This is a genomic window from Aquimarina atlantica (genome assembly GCF_000626715.1).
Classification (GTDB): Bacteria; Bacteroidota; Bacteroidia; order Flavobacteriales; family Flavobacteriaceae; genus Aquimarina; species Aquimarina atlantica.
Map to the genome: position 1 here is coordinate 379,584 of NZ_AQRA01000001.1, position 18,055 is coordinate 397,638.

Sequence of the window (18,055 nt, forward strand, 5' to 3'; positions counted from 1 at the left end):
TTTTATTTAGCTAACTGCCCAGTTTTTAAGTAATTCAAATAATAGAGGATATTCTGTTTCTCTTTCGGGGTTCCACATCATGGTTAGTTGTGCCTTCTGTTTTATATCTTTTAATTCAATAATTTTTATAGGAAATTCATGCCCCTGTAATGAAGATACAGGCTCGAAAGAAATTCCCAATCCAGCTTCGACTAGCCTGAAACTAGTACTTGCAGAATCTGTTTCATGAACAATTTTTGGAGCAAACCCGGCATCAATGCAGATAGACTCCAGGATATGAACATAATTTGGGCCATCTGCCACAGATGGAAATATAAACTCCTCATTAGAGAAAATAGAAAAATCGGTATAATTATGTTTATCAACAGGGTGATCTTCGGGTAGAAGTATTAAAAAATTATCAATACGCAGCACTTTGCTTTTTAGATTAAAAGGAACCATCGGGTTTGTAGCAAAACCAATATCTAATTCGTTTTGTTGTAATGCCAGGTATTGATCTCGGTTATTCATTTCTTTTAAAACTGCTTTTATACCAGGTATTTGACAATTAATTGTTTTTAGAATCTCGGGCAGGATCGTTTGCATTATAGAATGCGTAAACCCTATATTTATCTCTCCGGCGTGCCCATTGTGAATATTAACAGTTTGTTTTTTTAGCCTTTCTAATTGAGCAAGTTGTTTTTTAACTTCTTTTACAAAATGTTGCCCGGCAGGAGTAAGTTTTACGTTACGTTTATCTCTTATAAATAGAATAGCTCCAATCTGTTCTTCTAACTGCTTAATTTGTCTGCTTAAAGCTGGTTGAACAATGTTTAGTTCTTCTGCCGCTCTTGTGAAATTTAATTTCTCTGATAATACAACTACACTTTTTATTTGCTGAAGTGTCATTTATTACTTTTTATTATTAGTCTATCAAAATTAAGTATTTTTTATTATAAATGTAGATAGCTAATTTTGGAATGTTTAAATGTTTGTTTAATCCATTGCGCATATTGGAGAATTACTGATCAGAACTTGTCAGCCTGCTATTCTGGTAGAGATTGTCTTAATGTAGTTGATACTTTTACTGCTTGTTATACAGGCTGACTTTTTCTTGATCACTAATTTTTTATATGCATACTATTAAAAGACCTAATTCTAATACGAAACATGCAGAATACGATACCAAAAACAGATATATTAGAAAAAGCTTACGATCCTTCAGACTTTAGAAAGATGGGACATCAAGTTATTGATTTACTAGCAGATCACTTAGAAAAGGTTCAGACCGATCGAGAGCATCCTGTACTACCTTTTCGCAATCCCGAAGAAGAATTATCCTACTGGAAAGAAGATTTTTCTTCAGATTCAGGAACATTAGATGTGTTTAAAAGTATTTTGGATCACTCGGTTCAGGTACATCACCCAAGATATATTGGTCATCAAGTTGCAGTTCCTGCATTGGTTTCAACTTTGGCAGGACTGATGTCTGATTTATTAAGTAATGGTACTGGTGTATATGAAATGGGAATGGCGGCTAATGCAATTGAAAAGATCGTTACTGATTTTGTAGCGCAAAGAATTGGATATACTGCAAAAACTTCTGGTTTTCTTACTTCTGGAGGTACTTTGGCTAATCTTACTGCACTATTAGCAGCACGTAAAGCTAAAGCTCCATCTGCTGTTTGGGAACAGGGGCATCAAGAAAAATTGGCGGTTATGGTTTCTGAAGAAGCACATTATTGTATTGATAGAGCAGCCAGAATTCTTGGTTTAGGAAGTGAAGGAATTATTAAAGTACCAGTAGATATAGATTTTAAAATAGATACAAGTGTGTTAGATACATATTTGGATAAAGCTAAATCTGATGGGTTTCATGTGATTGCACTTATCGGTTGTGCATGTTCTACAGCCACAGGATCATATGATGATTTAGAAGCATTAGCTGATTTTGCAGAACTAAATAACTTGTGGTTTCACATTGATGGAGCACATGGTGGAGGAGTGGTATTCTCAAAAAAATATCAACATCTAACCAATGGAATATCTCGTGCTGATTCTGTAGTTATAGATTTTCATAAAATGTTAATGACTCCCGCTTTAAACACTGCATTAATTTTTAAGAAAGAAGAAAATGCTTATCAAACATTTGCTCAAAAAGCTCAATACCTTTGGGATTCTCAACATACCAGAGAATGGTACAATTCGGGAAAACGAACTTTTGAATGTACAAAATTAATGATGTCTATTAAAGTATATACCATTCTTAAGACATATGGAGAAGAGATATTCGAAAAAAATATTGATAAACTTTATGACCTGGGTTCGGTCTTTGCAAAAATGGTAAGAGAGCGATCTTCTTTTGAGTTAGCACTGGAGCCAGAAGCTAATATTGTTAATTTCAGATATTTCAAAACAGATAGTGAAGATCTTAATACTCTTAATAATGCTATTCGCCAATGGTTAGTAAAATCTGGTAAGTTTTATATCGTTCAGACCACAATAGGAGAGCATCGTTATTTAAGAACTACGATTATGAACCCATTAACTCAGGAAGATGATCTACGAGCCCTTTTGGATGAAATAGAGCATATTGCAGAAACTTTGATATGATTAATTAGAGTTTGATAAGGATAGGATTCATATTTTGATATTTAACATTTGTTAACGCAACGTATACTAAATGTAATTCATCTACTGTTATATAGTAGTAACCAAAATTAATAGTGATGAAACATTTTATTTATGTAGTATTCCTATTTGTGATAATAGGTTGTAGTGGCGATGATGATGGTAACCCGGTTAATCCGCCTTCTAATTCATCTGGTTTGACAGGTATTTGGCATTTGGTAAATGTTACAGGAGGGTTTGCAGGTATAAATGATAATTTTGAAAAAGGTGTTATAGTTTGGGATTTTGATGATACCAAAAAAAGAGTAGAAGTAACTAATAATAACGCGGCTAATTCTTCTACCGAAGATTTGTTTCCAACAGGGGTTTATACTTTTTCTATTGTTACCATAAATGGTAATAAAGAACTGATCGTCAATGAAAGAAACTTAGGTAATTTTGAGATTACAACTAATGAATTTATCGTTGACGAACAGTTTAAAGATGGTTTTCGTTATACTTTTCAACGTTAAAAAGTAACCTTTAACATAGGTAACGCTTCTTTTTGAAGTTGTTTGTCAGTAATTTTAGTAGGGGAAAAACCCCCTATGCATTCTTAGTTAAAATCCCCTTACGCCGTATCGTTCTTATCTATACATTTGAAGTATCACATAAATGCTCATAGAAATGAAAAGGCTTTTACTACCCGTAGTGCTTATTGCTTTTGCTGTAATATGCTTAAGTATTGTACATATAGACAATGTCAATAAGTTAGATGCTCAATCCAACGAGCTCAGAAAAAAATATCAAACAGAATACACAATAAAACACCAAACTAGTGATTCTTCGGTTATTATGCCAGAAACCAAATGAAGGAATATAGATAATGATTCAGTTACTATTGATCTATAAAAAGAGCGTTGAGTTCTGGAGTTGGAATCATACAACTTTCTTTTTTACCAAACCATTTATACCTGTTTTTGGCAATAATATCATAAATCCAATCTCTAAAGAATCTAGGTAAAATAAGAAAAACCGAAAGTAAGGGATATATACCAGAAAGTTGTTTTGCAATATGCAGAGCAGCCGTAGATTTATAGTAGTAAGCAATATCAGGTTCGATCAATAATATAGAGTCTAATTTTTTAGGGTCTATATTTCGCTCTGCGATTAATCTTTTGCCAATTTTACTTTGTAATGGGGCATAGCGAAATACATCATTTTTATCTCGTTTAATAGTAAATAAAACCGCACTGTTGCATAAGTTGCAAACACCATCAAATAATATGATTTTTTTTCCATCTTCAATCATAATACAAAGATAACAGGAATATATATTATTAATAATCAATTATCAATATATTAAGAATCATTTAGCGATTACAGAATCAATAACCTGTTGTGTAGTAATCTGAAGGTTTTTAGGAAGTTTATTATCTTTTGGTAAAACAGCAAGATAACGATCATTATTAGAATCATAGACTTGCTTGAAAACCGGATCATCTAATTGCAAAGCATCACAAATTTCTTTTATTAAATCGAGATGATAAATAAGATCAGTACTTCCAAGATGAAAAACTCCTTTCTTACTGCGATTAATGATATAATGTATTTGTTGTGTTAATTTAGATATCGAAGTTGCATTAATAATAACATTTGGAAAAACTTCTATAGGTGCTCTAAGATCATGCAGAGTTTTAAGCTCTTGTACTCTGGGAGTAGTAGAACCAAAAACCATAGGTACCCGAGCTATTACATATTTATGAGAAGGTAACCGCATTAGTGCATTTTCAATTTTGATTTTGAATCTACCAAAAACGCTATCACTAAGGGTTTTATCATATTCGTATGATGGGTAATTGCTAAAAGAATCAAATACATTAGCACTTGAGATAAAAACAAGTCGGCATTTATGTTTTTGAATCCACTGTATGATACGTTGATGTGCATCTAATTGTGAATTAAAGTTACCTCTAAGAGCAGTAATAATAGTAGTAGGCTTAAGATTGTCTAATAAAATAGAGATATCTTCCAGTTCCATGTCATACTGAAAAAACTTTTGATTTTTTTCAAAAAAGGGATTATCTGTATGATATGTACCGTAAGTATCAAAATAAGAATTAAGCTCTTTATATAAAGCATTTCCTATAAAACCACTGGCTCCTATGATTAAAACTTTCTTCAATATTAGTTATGTGTAAAAAAAATTAAGTTTCAAATATTACTACTGTAACTTTGAAACTTAACTATACTATTTTTATTGTAAAACTACCCCTTGTAGAAAGGTAACTTTATTACTGTTGCAGGAATCGCATTTTTACGTACTTGAATATTGATTTTGCTTCCTGGTTTTGCAAAAATCGAAGGAACATATCCAAGACCAATACCTTTTCCTAAAGAAGGAGACATAGTACCAGATGTTACTATCCCAATACTGTTTCCGTTTCCGTCTACAATATCATAATCATGACGAGGAATACCACGTTCATCTAACTCAAAACCAATTAATTTTCGTTCTGCACCATGCTCTTTTTCTTTGGCTAAGGCTTCTGCGTTAATAAAATCTTTTGAGAATTTGGTAACCCAACCTAATCCAGCTTCAATAGGAGAGGTGGTATCATTAATATCATTTCCATAAAGGCAATACCCCATTTCTAATCTTAATGTATCTCTGGCGGCAAGACCGATAGGTTTAATACCATAATCTGCTCCAGCTTCTAAAACTTTATTCCAGATTTGTTCTACTTCAGAATTTTTACAGTAGATTTCAAAACCACCACTACCCGTATACCCTGTAGCAGAAATAATAACATCTTCGATCCCGGCAAAATCAGAAACTTCAAAAGTGTAAAATTTCATTGCCTCTAGATCAACAGATGTTAAAGACTGCATAGCTGCCGCAGCTTTTGGTCCTTGAATAGCTAATAAAGAGTACTCATCAGATAGATCACGCATTTCAGCATTCATTGTATTATGGCTGCTTATCCAATCCCAGTCTTTTTTAATATTAGATGCATTGACTACCATAAGATACTTTTGGTCGGCAATTCTATACACAATTAAATCATCGACAATCCCACCTTTGTCATTTGGTAAGTAGCTATACTGTGCTTTTCCGTCTACTAACTTAGAAGCATCATTAGAAGTTACCTTTTGGATAAGATCTAATGCATTGGGGCCAGTAATAAGAAATTCTCCCATATGAGACACATCAAAAACTCCAACACTTTTACGCACTGTTTCGTGTTCTATATTTACACCTTCATAAGATACAGGCATATTATACCCAGCAAAAGGAACCATTTTTGCTCCCAAGGCAGTATGAATTTTTGTCAAAGCAGTATTTTGCATAATAGATGATTTATGGTTATCAAATAGACGCCGAATGTAAAAAACTTTGTGCCGGTATCCAATGCTTTTTTTACATAATCCTAATAAATTATTGATTAAATATTGTATTTATGAATAAAAACTTGGATAGATAAAAGGTACAAAATAATTCTAAATGCATTCCTATTCATGGTATTTAGTAACTTTGAGTAGTGTTATTAATGTATTGTAAACACATGTTAATTATGTCAACAGGATATTCGGGTACACCTCTAGCCAAAAAATTAGGAATTAAAGATGATGATATACTAATGTTATATAAGCAGCCAAATCATTATTATCGTCTTTTTTCAGACATACCAAAAAGAATTAGAGAGGTAAAGCAGCCTGAAAATGAAAGTGTAGATTTTATTCATATTTTTTGTACCACTTTTATAGAATTGCAGGAAGTAACAGTCACGTATAAGGCTGCTTTAAAAAAGAACGGAATGCTATGGGTAAGTTGGCCAAAAGGAAGCTCATCTATTCCTACAGATCTTAAAAGAGATCCTATAAGAAATTACCTAATTAGTATAGGATTAGTCGATGTAAAAGTGGCTGCAATAGATAAAGATTGGAGCGGATTAAAATTTGTATATAGAATCAAGGATAGAAATTAATGAAATAAAAACTTCTTAATATGTCTTTTTTTAAAGTTTTTATGTGGAAATAATAAATTAATAAAACCCTTGGATATATGCATATATCCAAGGGTATTGTAGCTTATTTTGTGATAATGAAATTTTTAATGTTAATTATTTGTTGTAGTATCGTTAAAAAAAAATATTTACCTTTATCATGAATTATTGTACTGGTGAAAAAGGAATCACAAATAACACAAAGCTTTTTCATTAAGAATATAAACGAAGGAAATGAAGAAGCCTTCAAAATTCTTTTTGAACTTTATTATGGTAAGTTATTATACGTAGCTCAAAGCTATGTTTCTAATAAAGAAGAAGCAGAAGAGATAGTACAGGATGTATTTGTGAAAATTTGGAAAAACAAAAAAAATATTACTACTAATATTAATGGATATCTTTTTAAGAGCACCAAAAATTCCTGCCTAGATTATCTACGATCCAAAAAATATAAGCTTAATAGCTCAAACAATATAGTACAACTTGAAGCTTTTATAAACCATAATGCACTTGCAGATAAGGATGCTTCTTCTATACTAGAAAAAGAATTAGAACAAAGAATACAGACAGGTATCGAATTACTTCCGAAGAAATGTAAAAAAGTTTTTGTTAAAAGCCGAATTGAAGGTTTAAAGAATAGAGAAATATCTGATGAATTAGATATTTCGATTAAAACTGTAGAGAATCATATGTCTAAAGCGATAAAGCATATGAGACTACACCTACGAGAATTCTTATCTTTTTTTTAAAAAAAACCAAAAGTTATTGGGGGGTAATCCATATTTGTACGTCTGTATAAATATAAGATTGTAATTAATGCAAGAAAAAGACCTTATAAAATTTATAAAGGGAGATGCTAGTCCTGATGAAAAGAAAATAGTAATCGAATGGATTAAAAAAGATAGTGAGCATCAAAAACAGTTCAATTTACTTAAAGCAGAATATGTTGCTTCTACTTTAGATTCACTAAGTAATATGGATGTCAATGCTCCATACCAACGTTTTTCTTCAAAGAGAATTAAAAAGAAAAGATACTATTACACGGCTATTGCAGCATCGATAGTAGTACCTTTTATGATGTGGTATATGTTTACATCTTTTCCTGGTAACGATTCGGTTGTTGATACTACAGAAATTCTTAATTCTACTACTAAGCATGTAGCGACCAGCCATGGAGGCTACAAAACTGTAGTATTGCCAGATGGTTCTACAATTGTATTAAATGCAAATAGTAGTCTTACTTATCCTAATAGATTTACAGATAGTATTAGAAAAGTTACATTAGTAGGAGAAGCGTTTTTTGATATAAAGAGAGATGTAACCAAACCTTTTATAGTAACTACAGATCATATTAACATTAGGGTTTTGGGTACATCGTTTAATGTAAAATCCTATCCAAAAGATGAAAAAGTTGAAACTACATTGGTAACAGGAAAAGTTGAAGTTTTTCAACAACAAAAAGAAGAACCTATCGTTTTGGAACCGTCGCAGAGAGCAATTTTTGATAAAGAAAAAAGTGATATCAAAGTGGATAGAGTGGATTCTAAAAATATAGTTGCCTGGCAGGAAGGTAAATTAATTTTTGACAAAACCCCATTAAAACAAGTTGTATTAGATCTAAACAGAAAATATAATGTAGAGTTTACAATTAAGTCTGATTCACTTCTACAATACAAATATACAGGAGAGTTCGATAACCTTACCCTAAAAGAGGTGTTAGAACTCATCAAAATGTCTTCACCTATTAATTATAAATATGTAAACAACAAAGTCATGCTCAATTCAGAATAATATAATAAACAAAGAAGAGGATGCGGTAACATCCTCTTCTGTTAATCATTTAATTAGACTCAGAATTAGAATAATTAAAATCACACAAAATTATGAAAAAAAACCTTTCCGGAGTTTTCTTATCCAGAAAACATCTTATAAGAATTATGAAAATTTATTCTTTACTTATATGTATTACCATTTCAAAACTATTTTCATTTAATACATATTCTCAAAATATCTCAATCTCACTTGAGGAAGTTACACTACAAACTGCTATTGAAGAGATTGAACAAAAAAGCGAATTTCGTTTCTTTTATAATAATAATTTGGTCGATATTTCAAGAAAAGTGTCTCTTGTTGCGACTAATGAGCGAGTAAAAAAAGTGTTGTACGGACTATTTGATGATACTAATATAAATTTTAAGATATATAAAAATCAAATCGTTTTATTTCCAAGAAATGTAAAAACATCAGGTCTAGCTCTTAAAAATCTATTGGATTATATTGAAGAAAAATCAATAGAACAAACCAATAAAAACACAATTGATAATAAAACCAAAACACAACAAAATTTTGTAAGTGGTATAATACAAAGTGAAGAAGGCTACCCTTTACCAGGAGTTAACGTAATTATTAAAGGAACAAATAAAGGAACGTTAACAGATTTTGATGGTAATTACAAATTAGAAGCAAACCAAGGTGATGCCCTGGTATTTTCTTATGTAGGTTTTGAAACACAGGAAATTGTAGTAACTAAGAATACTATAGATGTAGTCCTAAAAGAAGATATTAGTAATCTAGAAGAAGTTATTGTAACAGGATATGGTGTTCAGCGAAAATCAAGACTCACAGGTTCGGCATTAAATATAGATGTAAAATCAATTACAGCTACACCTAGAGCAGCTATACAGGAGAGTATTCAAGGTAATATTGCTGGTGTACAGGTAACCGCAAGCAGTGGACAACCGGGAGCATCTCCTAATGTGAGAATACGTGGAGTTGGATCATTCGAATCTGCATTTCCTCTATATGTTATTGATGGTTTTCAGACAACAAACTCTGCAGTGGTAACATCACTCAACCCCAATGATATTGAAGCAATGTCTATCCTAAAAGATGCTGCCGCTACCTCAATATATGGTGTAAGGGGGGCCAATGGGGTAATCGTTATAAAAACCAAGTCTGGAGTTTCTGGTAAGACTCAGGTTTCATATAGTGTACAATCTGGTTTGTCATCAGCGACTGTTGCAGAACGATTTAAACCATTAAACACTTCAGAATTACAAGAATTATTGGTAGAAGGAGTGCAAAATGCAGGAATACGTGATAATGATGCTGATGCACTAACTTTTTTGACCGATAATGGATTTAATCCTAATGTGAATACAGATTGGTATGATGAACTTACTAGAGATGGATTATACCAACAGCATAATCTTTCTGTAAGAGGAGGAGCAGAAAATACAAAATTTTACCTTTCTGGAGGATATTTTAACCAGGAAGGAATTATTCTAAATTCGCAATTAGAGCGAATGAATACCAGGCTAAAAATCGACCACAAATTTACAGATCGTTTAAAACTAGATGTTAATATATCTTATAATAAATCAATTTCTAAAGAAAGACCAACAGGAGGGCAGTTTGCTAATCCAGTTCGTTCGATATATAGAATTCGACCTGATATATCTCCTTATAATGAAGACGGAACATTTAATTTTGGATTCAATAGTACCCATAACCCAATTGCACAGGCGCAAGATGAGATACGAAAAGATATAGATCATAGAATACTAGCTGGAGCTGGGTTATCGTATGAAATTGTAAAAGGCTTATCTTATGAATCTTTGATCAATATGAATCAAACCTTTCAGGACGAGTTTATAAGACTTCCCGCTAGTTATGGAGACGGAAGACCTTTAGGTCGAGGAGAACAGGATTCTAATTTCTTGTTTTCTTGGCTGTTTAGAAATCTATTACGCTATAATCTAAATTGGAATAACAACAGTTTAACCGCATTCGGAGGATACGAATTGCAAAAAACCAGAAATAAGTTTAGTGATCTTACCGTAGAAAATATTCCAGATGGTTTTGAAGATCTTAATAATGGTAGTACCCCAACCTTGGCCTCCACTAATAAAGCGCAAAGTGGTTTAAACTCTGTATTTCTTAATGCAGAATACTCGCAAAATGACAAATATTTGATAAGCGGTTCTATACGACGTGATGGATCCTCAAGTTTTGGAGAAAATAATCAATTTGCAATATTTTGGTCAGCAGGTCTGGGATGGAATATTGCCAATGAATCATTTATGGAATCAGTTGGCTTTGTAAATGATCTAAAATTAAGATCGAGTTATGGTGTAAATGGTAATGATCCCGAGACAGGAATATTTAACCTGTTCAGAGTTAATGATAGTGATGGTAATCCAGGTTTAATTTTTACATCAGTAGGAAACCCTGATATAAAATGGGAACTGAACAAAGCATTCAATGTAGGATTAGATTATTCCTTGTTAAATAATAGAATACAAGGTAGTGTTGATTGGTATACAAGAGAAACAACAGATCTATTAAGACAGAGACCAATTTCTGCAGCTAATGGAGATGGAGGAGAAGATGGAAGTGAAGGAAATAATATTGCAGAAAATATTGGATCGATGGAAAACACAGGAATAGAATTCGATATTACCTCTCGTAATATAGTGTCGAATACTAATGGATTTACCTGGACAACAAATTTCAATTTTACAGCAAATAGAAATGAAGTAACCAAATTAAGTAGAGGTGGTGATCCTATAGTAGGTGGTACTAGTATTGTAGCAATAGGAGAGGATATAGAAACATTTTATTTGCCTAGATATGCTGGAGTAGATCCAGCAAACGGTAATGCTCTTTGGTATGTTGATGATACTAGAACAGAAGTAACTGCAAACTATAACAATGCAGAACAAGTAATTATAGGTAATGCCACTCCAGATTTTTACGCAGGCCTTAGAAATTCTTTTTCGTATAAAGGTATTACTCTTAATTTTCAATTATATACAGCCTGGGGAGGTTTGGTATATGATACATGGAATAGATTTACTAATAGTGATGGTTCTCGACGATTATCGTCTACCGGAAATGTAAGCCGTGGTACCTACGAAAGAAGATGGCAAAAGCCAGGAGATGTTACAGATGTTCCTGCTTTTGTATATGGAAATGGACAATCAGGAAGTTCTGCACTGCGATCAAGTAGATTTGTGTATGATGGAAGCTATATAAGATTAAGAGAAGTAGCGCTTTCTTATGATCTTCCTTTAACTTCTATAGAAAGAATTGGGCTTTCTACCGCTCGAGTGTATATAAAAGGAAACAATTTATACACTTTTATCAAAGATGATCGATTAGAACGAGATCCCGAAGCCGGATCAGACGGTAGATTAAATCAGGAAATACCTATTTCAAGTACATTGTTTTTAGGTTTAGACATCACATTTTAAACGAATTATCATGAAAAAATACATTTATATATTTATTGCCACAATACTCACCTTATTGTCGTGTGAGGATACTTTAGAGCAACGCTTTTCTGATGCTGTCGAAGTAGAAAATGCTATTACAGATATTAATTCTTTGAAACTGGCTTCTAGTGGAGCATATAGTTTCTTAGCAAATTCAGCTTTATATAACAGAACTTTTACGCTATTGCCCGAAATTATGTCGGATAATGCATTTATTGACGCTTTTGACAATACAGGAAGGTATTTAGAATTTGATGATTATATAGTTACCTCTAATGATGCCCGAACCAATGAGGCTTGGAATATTATGTCTCGAATAATTGCGACGACTTCAATTGTAATTCGTGAAGCAAAGAAATTATCTTTTCCAGAGACAGTACAAGAAGATGCAGATCAGTATATAGGAGAAATGTATGCGTTAAGAGCGCTGGCTTTTCATAATTTTCAACTTTTATTTGCTCAACCTTACAATTTTACTACAGATGCTTCTCATTTAGGGGTACCAATACCAGATTTTGCACTGCTGGGTGACGGAGCAAACTTGCAAGAGCCTCCACGAAGTTCAACAGCAGCTGTTTATCAACAGATAATTAGTGATTTACAAGAAGCTATTAGTCTTATGCGTACAGAATCTAGACCAACAAGGTTAGATATCAACGCTGCAAAAGCATTATTAGCGAGAGTATATTTACATCAGGAAAATTGGTCGGGAGCAAGAGATATGGCTACCGACGTTATTAATACTAGCGGTAAAAGTTTACTAACAAGAGATAATTACATTGCAGCCTGGGCAGAGGACTTTAATTCAGAAAGCTTATTTGTTGTTGCGAATAACGAAACGGATAATTCGGGATCCAATTCAATTAGTCACTTTTACCTGAATTATAAAGATGCATTTGCTACAGACAATTTTAAAAGTAATTTATCCGATACAGATGTTAGAAAAGAGCTGTATCCTGCAGAGGGGGCAGTAAATTTGATACAAAAATTTCCTCGTAATGACACTCAGGATGATAATGTACATGTTTTACGGCTTTCAGAGATGTATTTAATAAAAGCAGAAGCCCATGCACAATTAAATGAAGATTCCGACGCTCAGCAAGCATTAGATGTTATTATTCATCGTGCATTAGAAGCACCTGTTCCTCCAGATACATTACCTGTATCGACAGAGACAGGGCAGGCATTGCTTGATAAAATTTTATTAGAAAGAAGAAAAGAATTGGCTTTTGAAGGGTTTAGGCTTTTTGATCTTACCAGGCATGGTATCACTTTTAATAAATACAGGCAAGATGGGGATCCAATCGAGATTAATGCACCTGCTAATAGAACGATTTTACCGATACCTATCGATGAAATCAATGTAAACCCTAATATTGCTAATCAACAAAACCCAGGATACTAAAAACAAAACAAAAATGAAAAGTATAAAATTTATATACCTCATAGCTTTAGTAAGTATCCTAGGTTGTGATACTGAAAACGATGTGCTATTACCTTCAGAATTTAGTTATATTTCTTTTAAAACGAATGAAATCAATGTCCTAGAATCTGATATGGGAGGCGTTACCACTACGTTTACCTACTCGGGAGAACTTCTTGCTACAGACTTAACTGTAAACTATACCATAGCATTTCCGGATCAGGATGCTGCTCAAGAAGGAGTTGATTTTACCCTTCCAGCAGGTTCGGGTAGTTTTGTGTTACCTGCAGGGCAGTCAACGGTAGATGTAACATTGCTCGAATCTTTGGTTAATGATGAGCTTTCTAAAGGATCAAGAGCCGTAATATTTAGTCTTCAACCGATACAGGGTTATATTTTAGGAGCACCAGACCAAAGAGAAAATAAAAGTGTAACTATAAATATAGGAGAAGATGATCTTTTCGAATTTGGATATACTAGTTTTGAAGAAATACCAACTTTCGGAACTTTAACCAGGTATCCACGTCCGGCAGCAACACAAGATCCATTGCCAAATATTCAAGATACAGACCCGGCATCAGAAGTACCATATGTTAGTTATGTAAGTACAGGTGATGAGCTGGGGTTTACAGCATCCTTTTTGGCAGCTAGTGTTAGTGCAATTGAACAAGAAATAATGGGAGTCTATAACACTACCGTTACTGCTGCAAACCCTGATAGTTTCGAAACTAATTTTATAGATGGAAATCAAGGGTATGTTACATCTGATCTCGATGGTTTTGTAACCTTAACCTTTGATGAAATTACAGGTTTAAATCCAGATGTAACTAATGCAGTGTTAGATGTAAAACTATTTTTTAGAACCACTTCCTGGGAAACCGAAGACGGAATTGTAATTTATTTTGAAACAGCAGATGGTTTAGGAGATCCTATCCTTTCTATTTTTGATGATGATGTTGAGGCAGTAGAAGGAACATGGCAAGAATTAAGAATACCAATACCAGATAACAAATTAGCTACAGGAAGATTGGTAGTAACATTTAGAAATGGAGCAGGTACAGAAATGATCATACTAGATTCTATATCGATAAAAGGAATTTTATAAAAAAAGTACAGGGATTTGAGTTAGTCATTATAATGGGCTCGATTACTATTAAAAATTAGTCGAGCTCATTTATATATGGACCCGTTTGATCACTATATTTCCATTTAAAAAACCATATCTTGGCAGTGACAAAAATGTAATATTTTGTTTTGCTAATTTTAAATGGATGAATTATAAAATTCTTGATGAAAATTTAGTTTATGATGGTTTTTTAAAAGTTAAAAAAGCTGTTGTTACTCATGATCGTTTTCATAAAAATACTCCGGTGACATATTCCCGAGAAATGGTAGATCGAGGAGATTCTGTTGCTATTTTATTATATGAAAAAGACACCGGTCACCTAATCTTGATCAATCAATTTCGTTACCCTACCACAAAAAATGGTAATGGTTGGCTGATTGAAATTCCCGCAGGAGGATTAGAAGCAAATGAAGACCCTGTTGCATGTGCTATTCGCGAAGCTGAAGAAGAAACGGGATATCGAGTAAATGATTTAAGACATATCACTACATTTTATGCTACTCCGGGTGGTTCTTCTGAAAGAATGTATCTGTATTATGCCGAAGTTTCTGAGAAAGATAAAATATATGAAGGAGGAGGAGTACAGGAAGAGGAGGAAGATATAGAACTATGTAAGTATCATATCTCACAAATAGATGATTTATTAGTATCTGGAAAGATAAATGATGCAAAAACCATTATAGCGCTACAATGGTTTAAAATAACGTATAAGTAAAGTTTGCAATTACAAATAAACTTGTTATTCGCAATTGGTAGTAACGGTAACCTTTTTTAATTTCTTCCAGATTTGATGTTCGAGGGGCTGTGGAGATAAATTAAATAATACAAGGTGTTTATTTTGTAACTTGCACTTACTATAATGTACTGTAATATTTAAATTCAATTCCTTTTTTGTCGTAAAAGCATCATAAGTCAGTATTTTTCCTACATATACAGAATCATTTACTTTTTCAAAAAACGCTTTAGACTTAGGTATTTTACTCTTTTGTTTAGCATCTGTTTTAGATACCAAACGCATTAAGCCGTCAAAATAAGCTTCCATTTCGGATTCAATTTTTTTGGCAGATAACTGTGGATCCTCGTTTATATCCCATAAAAATGCATATGAAAAATAGTCAGAAGCACCTTCTTTTCCCCATCCTGGAGCAAAACGAACATATTCGACACCAGAATATTGTAAAGAAGTGGCAAACTCTAAAGGAAATTCAATAACTTCGCCCTTCCAATTTTCTGAAGCACTTAATAAATTTTTGATTTTGGTATTATTGTCACATTGAACAAATAATAACGTTATTATAATAAAAGGTATGGTTTTTGCAAAAGACATATTAAAATGTTATTTTAAGCAATAAAAATACAAAATTGTATAATTACAGATTTTTCATAAATTTGTGTTAAAGGGAATAGAATACAAAACCTACAAAATGAATTATTATAGAGAATTTTTACTATTATTTATTTTCGTAATTCAGATGGCCCCAGCTCAGACTGAACAAGATCGAAAAGAAGCAGAGATTATTAATGTCCAAAAAGGAATTGTTGCCAAACTTACAGGTCATGAACCTATTAAAGGCAGAAAAAAATTAAAAAGTAGAGAAAGTGCTTCTGAAAGGAAAGCTTCTGCAGACTTTTTATATAATTCTTTAAAGGACATAGGACTTAAGCCTGAAAGGCATTCTTATAATGTGAAGGATAAAAAAGGGAACTTATTTAATGGTACAAACGTTTATGCAGAAATTCCTGCTACCAATGGCAATGATGAATATGTCGTAATAGCCGCGCATTTTGATACTGTAAAAGATAGCCCTGGTGCAGTTCATAATGCTACAGGAGTTGCGATAGCATATTATGTTGCTAAGAAACTAACAGAATTAAAAGAACGTAACCGAAATTTTATGGTCGTGTTCTTTGACCACTGGAAAAGTAATATGGTTGGCACAAGAATGTTTACCAAAAAATTGAAAGAAGAAGAATATAAAATTCATTCGATGCACCGATCTGATTATATGGGATGGGATAATGACGAAGATAGAGCAATCGAAATGTTGGCATCTAGTCTTAGTTTAGAATCATTATATCGTATAGAATCTCCTGTACCTATTTATAAAAGGGAAGTAGCTACACCAGAAAGTAGGTTTTTTGCTAATTTTGGTTATGAAACCGTTACGCTTACTGCAGAGTTGAAAAATGCTGACAACTCACCTTTTGTACGTCAGAGTGAAGATAAGTATACTACAGTAAATTTCAAATACTTAGCATCTACTACCGATATTGTTCATGGAGTAATGAAATCCCTGGCTAAATAAAGATTTAAAAAATAATACTATATTTTTAAAAGAGTTCTTACCGCAGTAAGAACTCTTTTAGTTTTTCATAGCTATTTACCATTATGCTGTGTTTTTCTTTACCCATTACTTTTTGAATTTGATTAGGGATTTCTACAGTTGTATCCAGGGTTTCTTCGACTATGTTTAGAAATTTAACCGGATGAGCCGTTTCCAGAAATATACCATATTGATCATTAGTGATCTCATGCTCTTTGAGCCCCAAATATCCAACAGCACCGTGTGGATCAGCAACATATCCTGTTTCATTATGAATCATTTTCATAGCTTCTCTTGTCTGATCGTCGTTAAAACTATATGCAGAGAAGTTATTCTTAAGCTCAGAAAAGTTATGATTAAAAAGTTGTTGTATCCTGATAAAATTACTCGGGTTTCCTACATCCATCGCATTAGAAATTGTAGCTTTTGATGGTTTTGGTTCATATTCTGAAGTTTCTAAATATCTAACAACGGTGTCATTTACATTGGTCGAGGCTACAAACTGTTTAACAGGAAGCCCTAATTTGTGAGCAACAATTCCTGCACAAATATTACCGAAATTACCACTGGGTACAGAAAATACAATATCTTTCTTCTTATGTTTAACTTGCTTATAGGCAAATAAGAAATAAAATAATTGCGGAAGCCATCTAGCCACATTGATAGAATTTGCCGACGTTAATTGTTTATGATTGGTAATACTTGCATCCAGAAATGCAGTTTTTACCATTTCCTGACAGTCATCAAATACTCCGTCAACTTCTAAAGCTGTTATATTTTGCCCAAGTGTAGTTAATTGTTTTTCTTGTATGTCGCTTACTTTTCCGCTTGGATAAAGAATAACTACATTCACACCTTTTACTCCTAAAAACCCATTGGCAACTGCACCACCTGTATCCCCAGAGGTAGCGACCAAAACAGTAACCTGGCTTTCGTTATTTCTATTAAAATACCCTAAGCATCGTGCCATAAAACGAGCTCCAACATCTTTAAAAGCCATAGTAGGACCATGAAATAGTTCTAAGGTTCCTATATTATTTTCGACTTCTACTACCGGGAAATCAAAACTTAAAACATCGGCCAGAATATCCCGTAGTTCTGGTTCAGGAATTTCATTACCAACAAATTGTTGTATAGCCTGATAGGCTATTTCTTTGTTATCCAGGTGTTCTATGTTTTCAAAAAACGAACTGGGTAACGGAGTTATGTTTTCCGGAAAGTATAATCCTCGATCTGGAGCTAAACCTTTTATGACAGCTTCAGAAAAAGATACTTTAGGTGCATTATTGTTTAAGCTATAGTATTGCATT

General features: G+C 33.0%; 17 protein-coding genes. 11 read left to right on the forward strand and 6 right to left on the reverse strand.

Going from position 1 to position 18,055, the window contains the following annotated elements; translation table 11 throughout:
• Positions 1-6: 6 nt before the first annotated feature.
• Positions 7-888 carry a LysR family transcriptional regulator gene (locus tag ATO12_RS01655; protein ID WP_034238065.1) on the reverse strand — a complete coding sequence of 294 codons (882 nt, stop codon included), beginning with the start codon at positions 886-888 and terminating at the stop codon, positions 7-9.
• Positions 889-1,149: 261 nt separating this feature from the next.
• Here ATO12_RS01655 and ATO12_RS01660 point away from each other — a divergent pair, with 261 nt between their 5' ends.
• The 3 genes from ATO12_RS01660 to ATO12_RS01670 all read left to right on the forward strand — a co-directional run bounded on the left by ATO12_RS01660 (position 1,150) and on the right by ATO12_RS01670 (position 3,462).
• Positions 1,150-2,592: a pyridoxal phosphate-dependent decarboxylase family protein gene (locus ATO12_RS01660; protein ID WP_034238067.1), complete on the forward strand. Its 1,443-nt coding sequence runs from the start codon at positions 1,150-1,152 to the stop codon at positions 2,590-2,592.
• Between the two features lie 116 nt (positions 2,593-2,708).
• On the forward strand, positions 2,709-3,122 hold the full coding sequence (locus tag ATO12_RS01665) for a hypothetical protein (RefSeq protein ID WP_034238073.1): 414 nt from the start codon (positions 2,709-2,711) through the stop codon (positions 3,120-3,122).
• Positions 3,123-3,276: 154 nt separating this feature from the next.
• Entirely contained in the window at positions 3,277-3,462 is a 186-nt protein-coding gene (locus ATO12_RS01670) for a hypothetical protein (RefSeq protein ID WP_131248745.1), read from the forward strand.
• A gap of 25 nt (positions 3,463-3,487) precedes the next feature.
• Here the strand turns inward: ATO12_RS01670 and ATO12_RS01675 are convergent, their stop codons facing one another.
• The 3 genes from ATO12_RS01675 to gcvT all read right to left on the reverse strand — a co-directional run bounded on the left by ATO12_RS01675 (position 3,488) and on the right by gcvT (position 5,940).
• The gene (locus ATO12_RS01675) at positions 3,488-3,901 is read right to left on the reverse strand and encodes a thiol-disulfide oxidoreductase DCC family protein (RefSeq protein WP_034238076.1); all 414 of its coding nucleotides are present in this window, start codon (positions 3,899-3,901) and stop codon (positions 3,488-3,490) included.
• A gap of 57 nt (positions 3,902-3,958) precedes the next feature.
• Positions 3,959-4,774, reverse strand: coding sequence for a sugar nucleotide-binding protein (locus tag ATO12_RS01680; RefSeq protein ID WP_034238078.1), 816 nt, complete (start codon positions 4,772-4,774; stop codon positions 3,959-3,961).
• Between the two features lie 83 nt (positions 4,775-4,857).
• Positions 4,858-5,940, reverse strand: a complete 1,083-nt coding sequence (gene gcvT, locus ATO12_RS01685) for a glycine cleavage system aminomethyltransferase GcvT (protein WP_034238079.1) — start codon at positions 5,938-5,940, stop codon at positions 4,858-4,860.
• 224 nt (positions 5,941-6,164) lie between these two features.
• Here gcvT and ATO12_RS01690 point away from each other — a divergent pair, with 224 nt between their 5' ends.
• The 7 genes from ATO12_RS01690 (at position 6,165) to ATO12_RS01720 (ending at position 15,136) form a co-directional block, all read left to right on the forward strand.
• Complete coding sequence (locus ATO12_RS01690; RefSeq protein ID WP_034239135.1) at positions 6,165-6,578, forward strand: hypothetical protein; 414 nt, start codon at positions 6,165-6,167, stop codon at positions 6,576-6,578.
• Between the two features lie 194 nt (positions 6,579-6,772).
• Positions 6,773-7,345 (forward strand): RNA polymerase sigma-70 factor, encoded by a 573-nt coding sequence (locus ATO12_RS01695; RefSeq protein ID WP_051575523.1) that lies wholly within the window; start codon positions 6,773-6,775, stop codon positions 7,343-7,345.
• A 67-nt stretch (positions 7,346-7,412) separates the two neighbouring features.
• Positions 7,413-8,387, forward strand: coding sequence for a FecR family protein (locus tag ATO12_RS01700; RefSeq protein WP_034238081.1), 975 nt, complete (start codon positions 7,413-7,415; stop codon positions 8,385-8,387).
• Between the two features lie 92 nt (positions 8,388-8,479).
• A complete protein-coding gene (locus ATO12_RS01705; protein WP_051575524.1) occupies positions 8,480-11,851 on the forward strand; it encodes a TonB-dependent receptor in 3,372 nt (1,123 codons plus the stop codon).
• A gap of 10 nt (positions 11,852-11,861) precedes the next feature.
• The gene (locus tag ATO12_RS01710; protein WP_034238083.1) at positions 11,862-13,277 is read left to right on the forward strand and encodes a RagB/SusD family nutrient uptake outer membrane protein; all 1,416 of its coding nucleotides are present in this window, start codon (positions 11,862-11,864) and stop codon (positions 13,275-13,277) included.
• Between the two features lie 13 nt (positions 13,278-13,290).
• Positions 13,291-14,400, forward strand: coding sequence for a hypothetical protein (locus tag ATO12_RS01715; RefSeq protein ID WP_131248746.1), 1,110 nt, complete (start codon positions 13,291-13,293; stop codon positions 14,398-14,400).
• A 166-nt stretch (positions 14,401-14,566) separates the two neighbouring features.
• Complete coding sequence (locus tag ATO12_RS01720; protein WP_034238088.1) at positions 14,567-15,136, forward strand: NUDIX domain-containing protein; 570 nt, start codon at positions 14,567-14,569, stop codon at positions 15,134-15,136.
• A 24-nt stretch (positions 15,137-15,160) separates the two neighbouring features.
• Here the strand turns inward: ATO12_RS01720 and ATO12_RS01725 are convergent, their stop codons facing one another.
• The gene (locus ATO12_RS01725) at positions 15,161-15,748 is read right to left on the reverse strand and encodes a hypothetical protein (protein WP_034238090.1); all 588 of its coding nucleotides are present in this window, start codon (positions 15,746-15,748) and stop codon (positions 15,161-15,163) included.
• Positions 15,749-15,845: 97 nt separating this feature from the next.
• Between ATO12_RS01725 and ATO12_RS01730 the strand changes: the two genes are divergently transcribed.
• Positions 15,846-16,727 (forward strand): M28 family metallopeptidase, encoded by an 882-nt coding sequence (locus ATO12_RS01730; protein WP_034238092.1) that lies wholly within the window; start codon positions 15,846-15,848, stop codon positions 16,725-16,727.
• Between the two features lie 37 nt (positions 16,728-16,764).
• Here the strand turns inward: ATO12_RS01730 and thrC are convergent, their stop codons facing one another.
• Positions 16,765-18,054 carry a threonine synthase gene (gene thrC / locus ATO12_RS01735; protein WP_034238094.1) on the reverse strand — a complete coding sequence of 430 codons (1,290 nt, stop codon included), beginning with the start codon at positions 18,052-18,054 and terminating at the stop codon, positions 16,765-16,767.
• Position 18,055: the final 1 nt, after the last annotated feature.

Excerpts from the sequence above, each read along its gene's own strand:
- ATO12_RS01655 (WP_034238065.1), bottom strand. The coding sequence starts at position 888 with ATGACACTTCAGCAAATAAAAAGTGTAGTTGTATTATCAGAGAAATTA.
- ATO12_RS01660 (WP_034238067.1), top strand. The coding sequence starts at position 1,150 with ATGCAGAATACGATACCAAAAACAGATATATTAGAAAAAGCTTACGAT.
- ATO12_RS01665 (WP_034238073.1), top strand. The coding sequence starts at position 2,709 with ATGAAACATTTTATTTATGTAGTATTCCTATTTGTGATAATAGGTTGT.
- ATO12_RS01670 (WP_131248745.1), top strand. The coding sequence starts at position 3,277 with ATGAAAAGGCTTTTACTACCCGTAGTGCTTATTGCTTTTGCTGTAATA.
- ATO12_RS01675 (WP_034238076.1), bottom strand. The coding sequence starts at position 3,901 with ATGATTGAAGATGGAAAAAAAATCATATTATTTGATGGTGTTTGCAAC.
- gcvT (WP_034238079.1), bottom strand. The coding sequence starts at position 5,940 with ATGCAAAATACTGCTTTGACAAAAATTCATACTGCCTTGGGAGCAAAA.
- ATO12_RS01690 (WP_034239135.1), top strand. The coding sequence starts at position 6,165 with ATGTCAACAGGATATTCGGGTACACCTCTAGCCAAAAAATTAGGAATT.
- ATO12_RS01700 (WP_034238081.1), top strand. The coding sequence starts at position 7,413 with ATGCAAGAAAAAGACCTTATAAAATTTATAAAGGGAGATGCTAGTCCT.
- ATO12_RS01705 (WP_051575524.1), top strand. The coding sequence starts at position 8,480 with ATGAAAAAAAACCTTTCCGGAGTTTTCTTATCCAGAAAACATCTTATA.
- ATO12_RS01710 (WP_034238083.1), top strand. The coding sequence starts at position 11,862 with ATGAAAAAATACATTTATATATTTATTGCCACAATACTCACCTTATTG.
- ATO12_RS01715 (WP_131248746.1), top strand. The coding sequence starts at position 13,291 with ATGAAAAGTATAAAATTTATATACCTCATAGCTTTAGTAAGTATCCTA.
- ATO12_RS01720 (WP_034238088.1), top strand. The coding sequence starts at position 14,567 with ATGAATTATAAAATTCTTGATGAAAATTTAGTTTATGATGGTTTTTTA.
- ATO12_RS01725 (WP_034238090.1), bottom strand. The coding sequence starts at position 15,748 with ATGTCTTTTGCAAAAACCATACCTTTTATTATAATAACGTTATTATTT.
- ATO12_RS01730 (WP_034238092.1), top strand. The coding sequence starts at position 15,846 with ATGAATTATTATAGAGAATTTTTACTATTATTTATTTTCGTAATTCAG.
- thrC (WP_034238094.1), bottom strand. The coding sequence starts at position 18,054 with ATGCAATACTATAGCTTAAACAATAATGCACCTAAAGTATCTTTTTCT.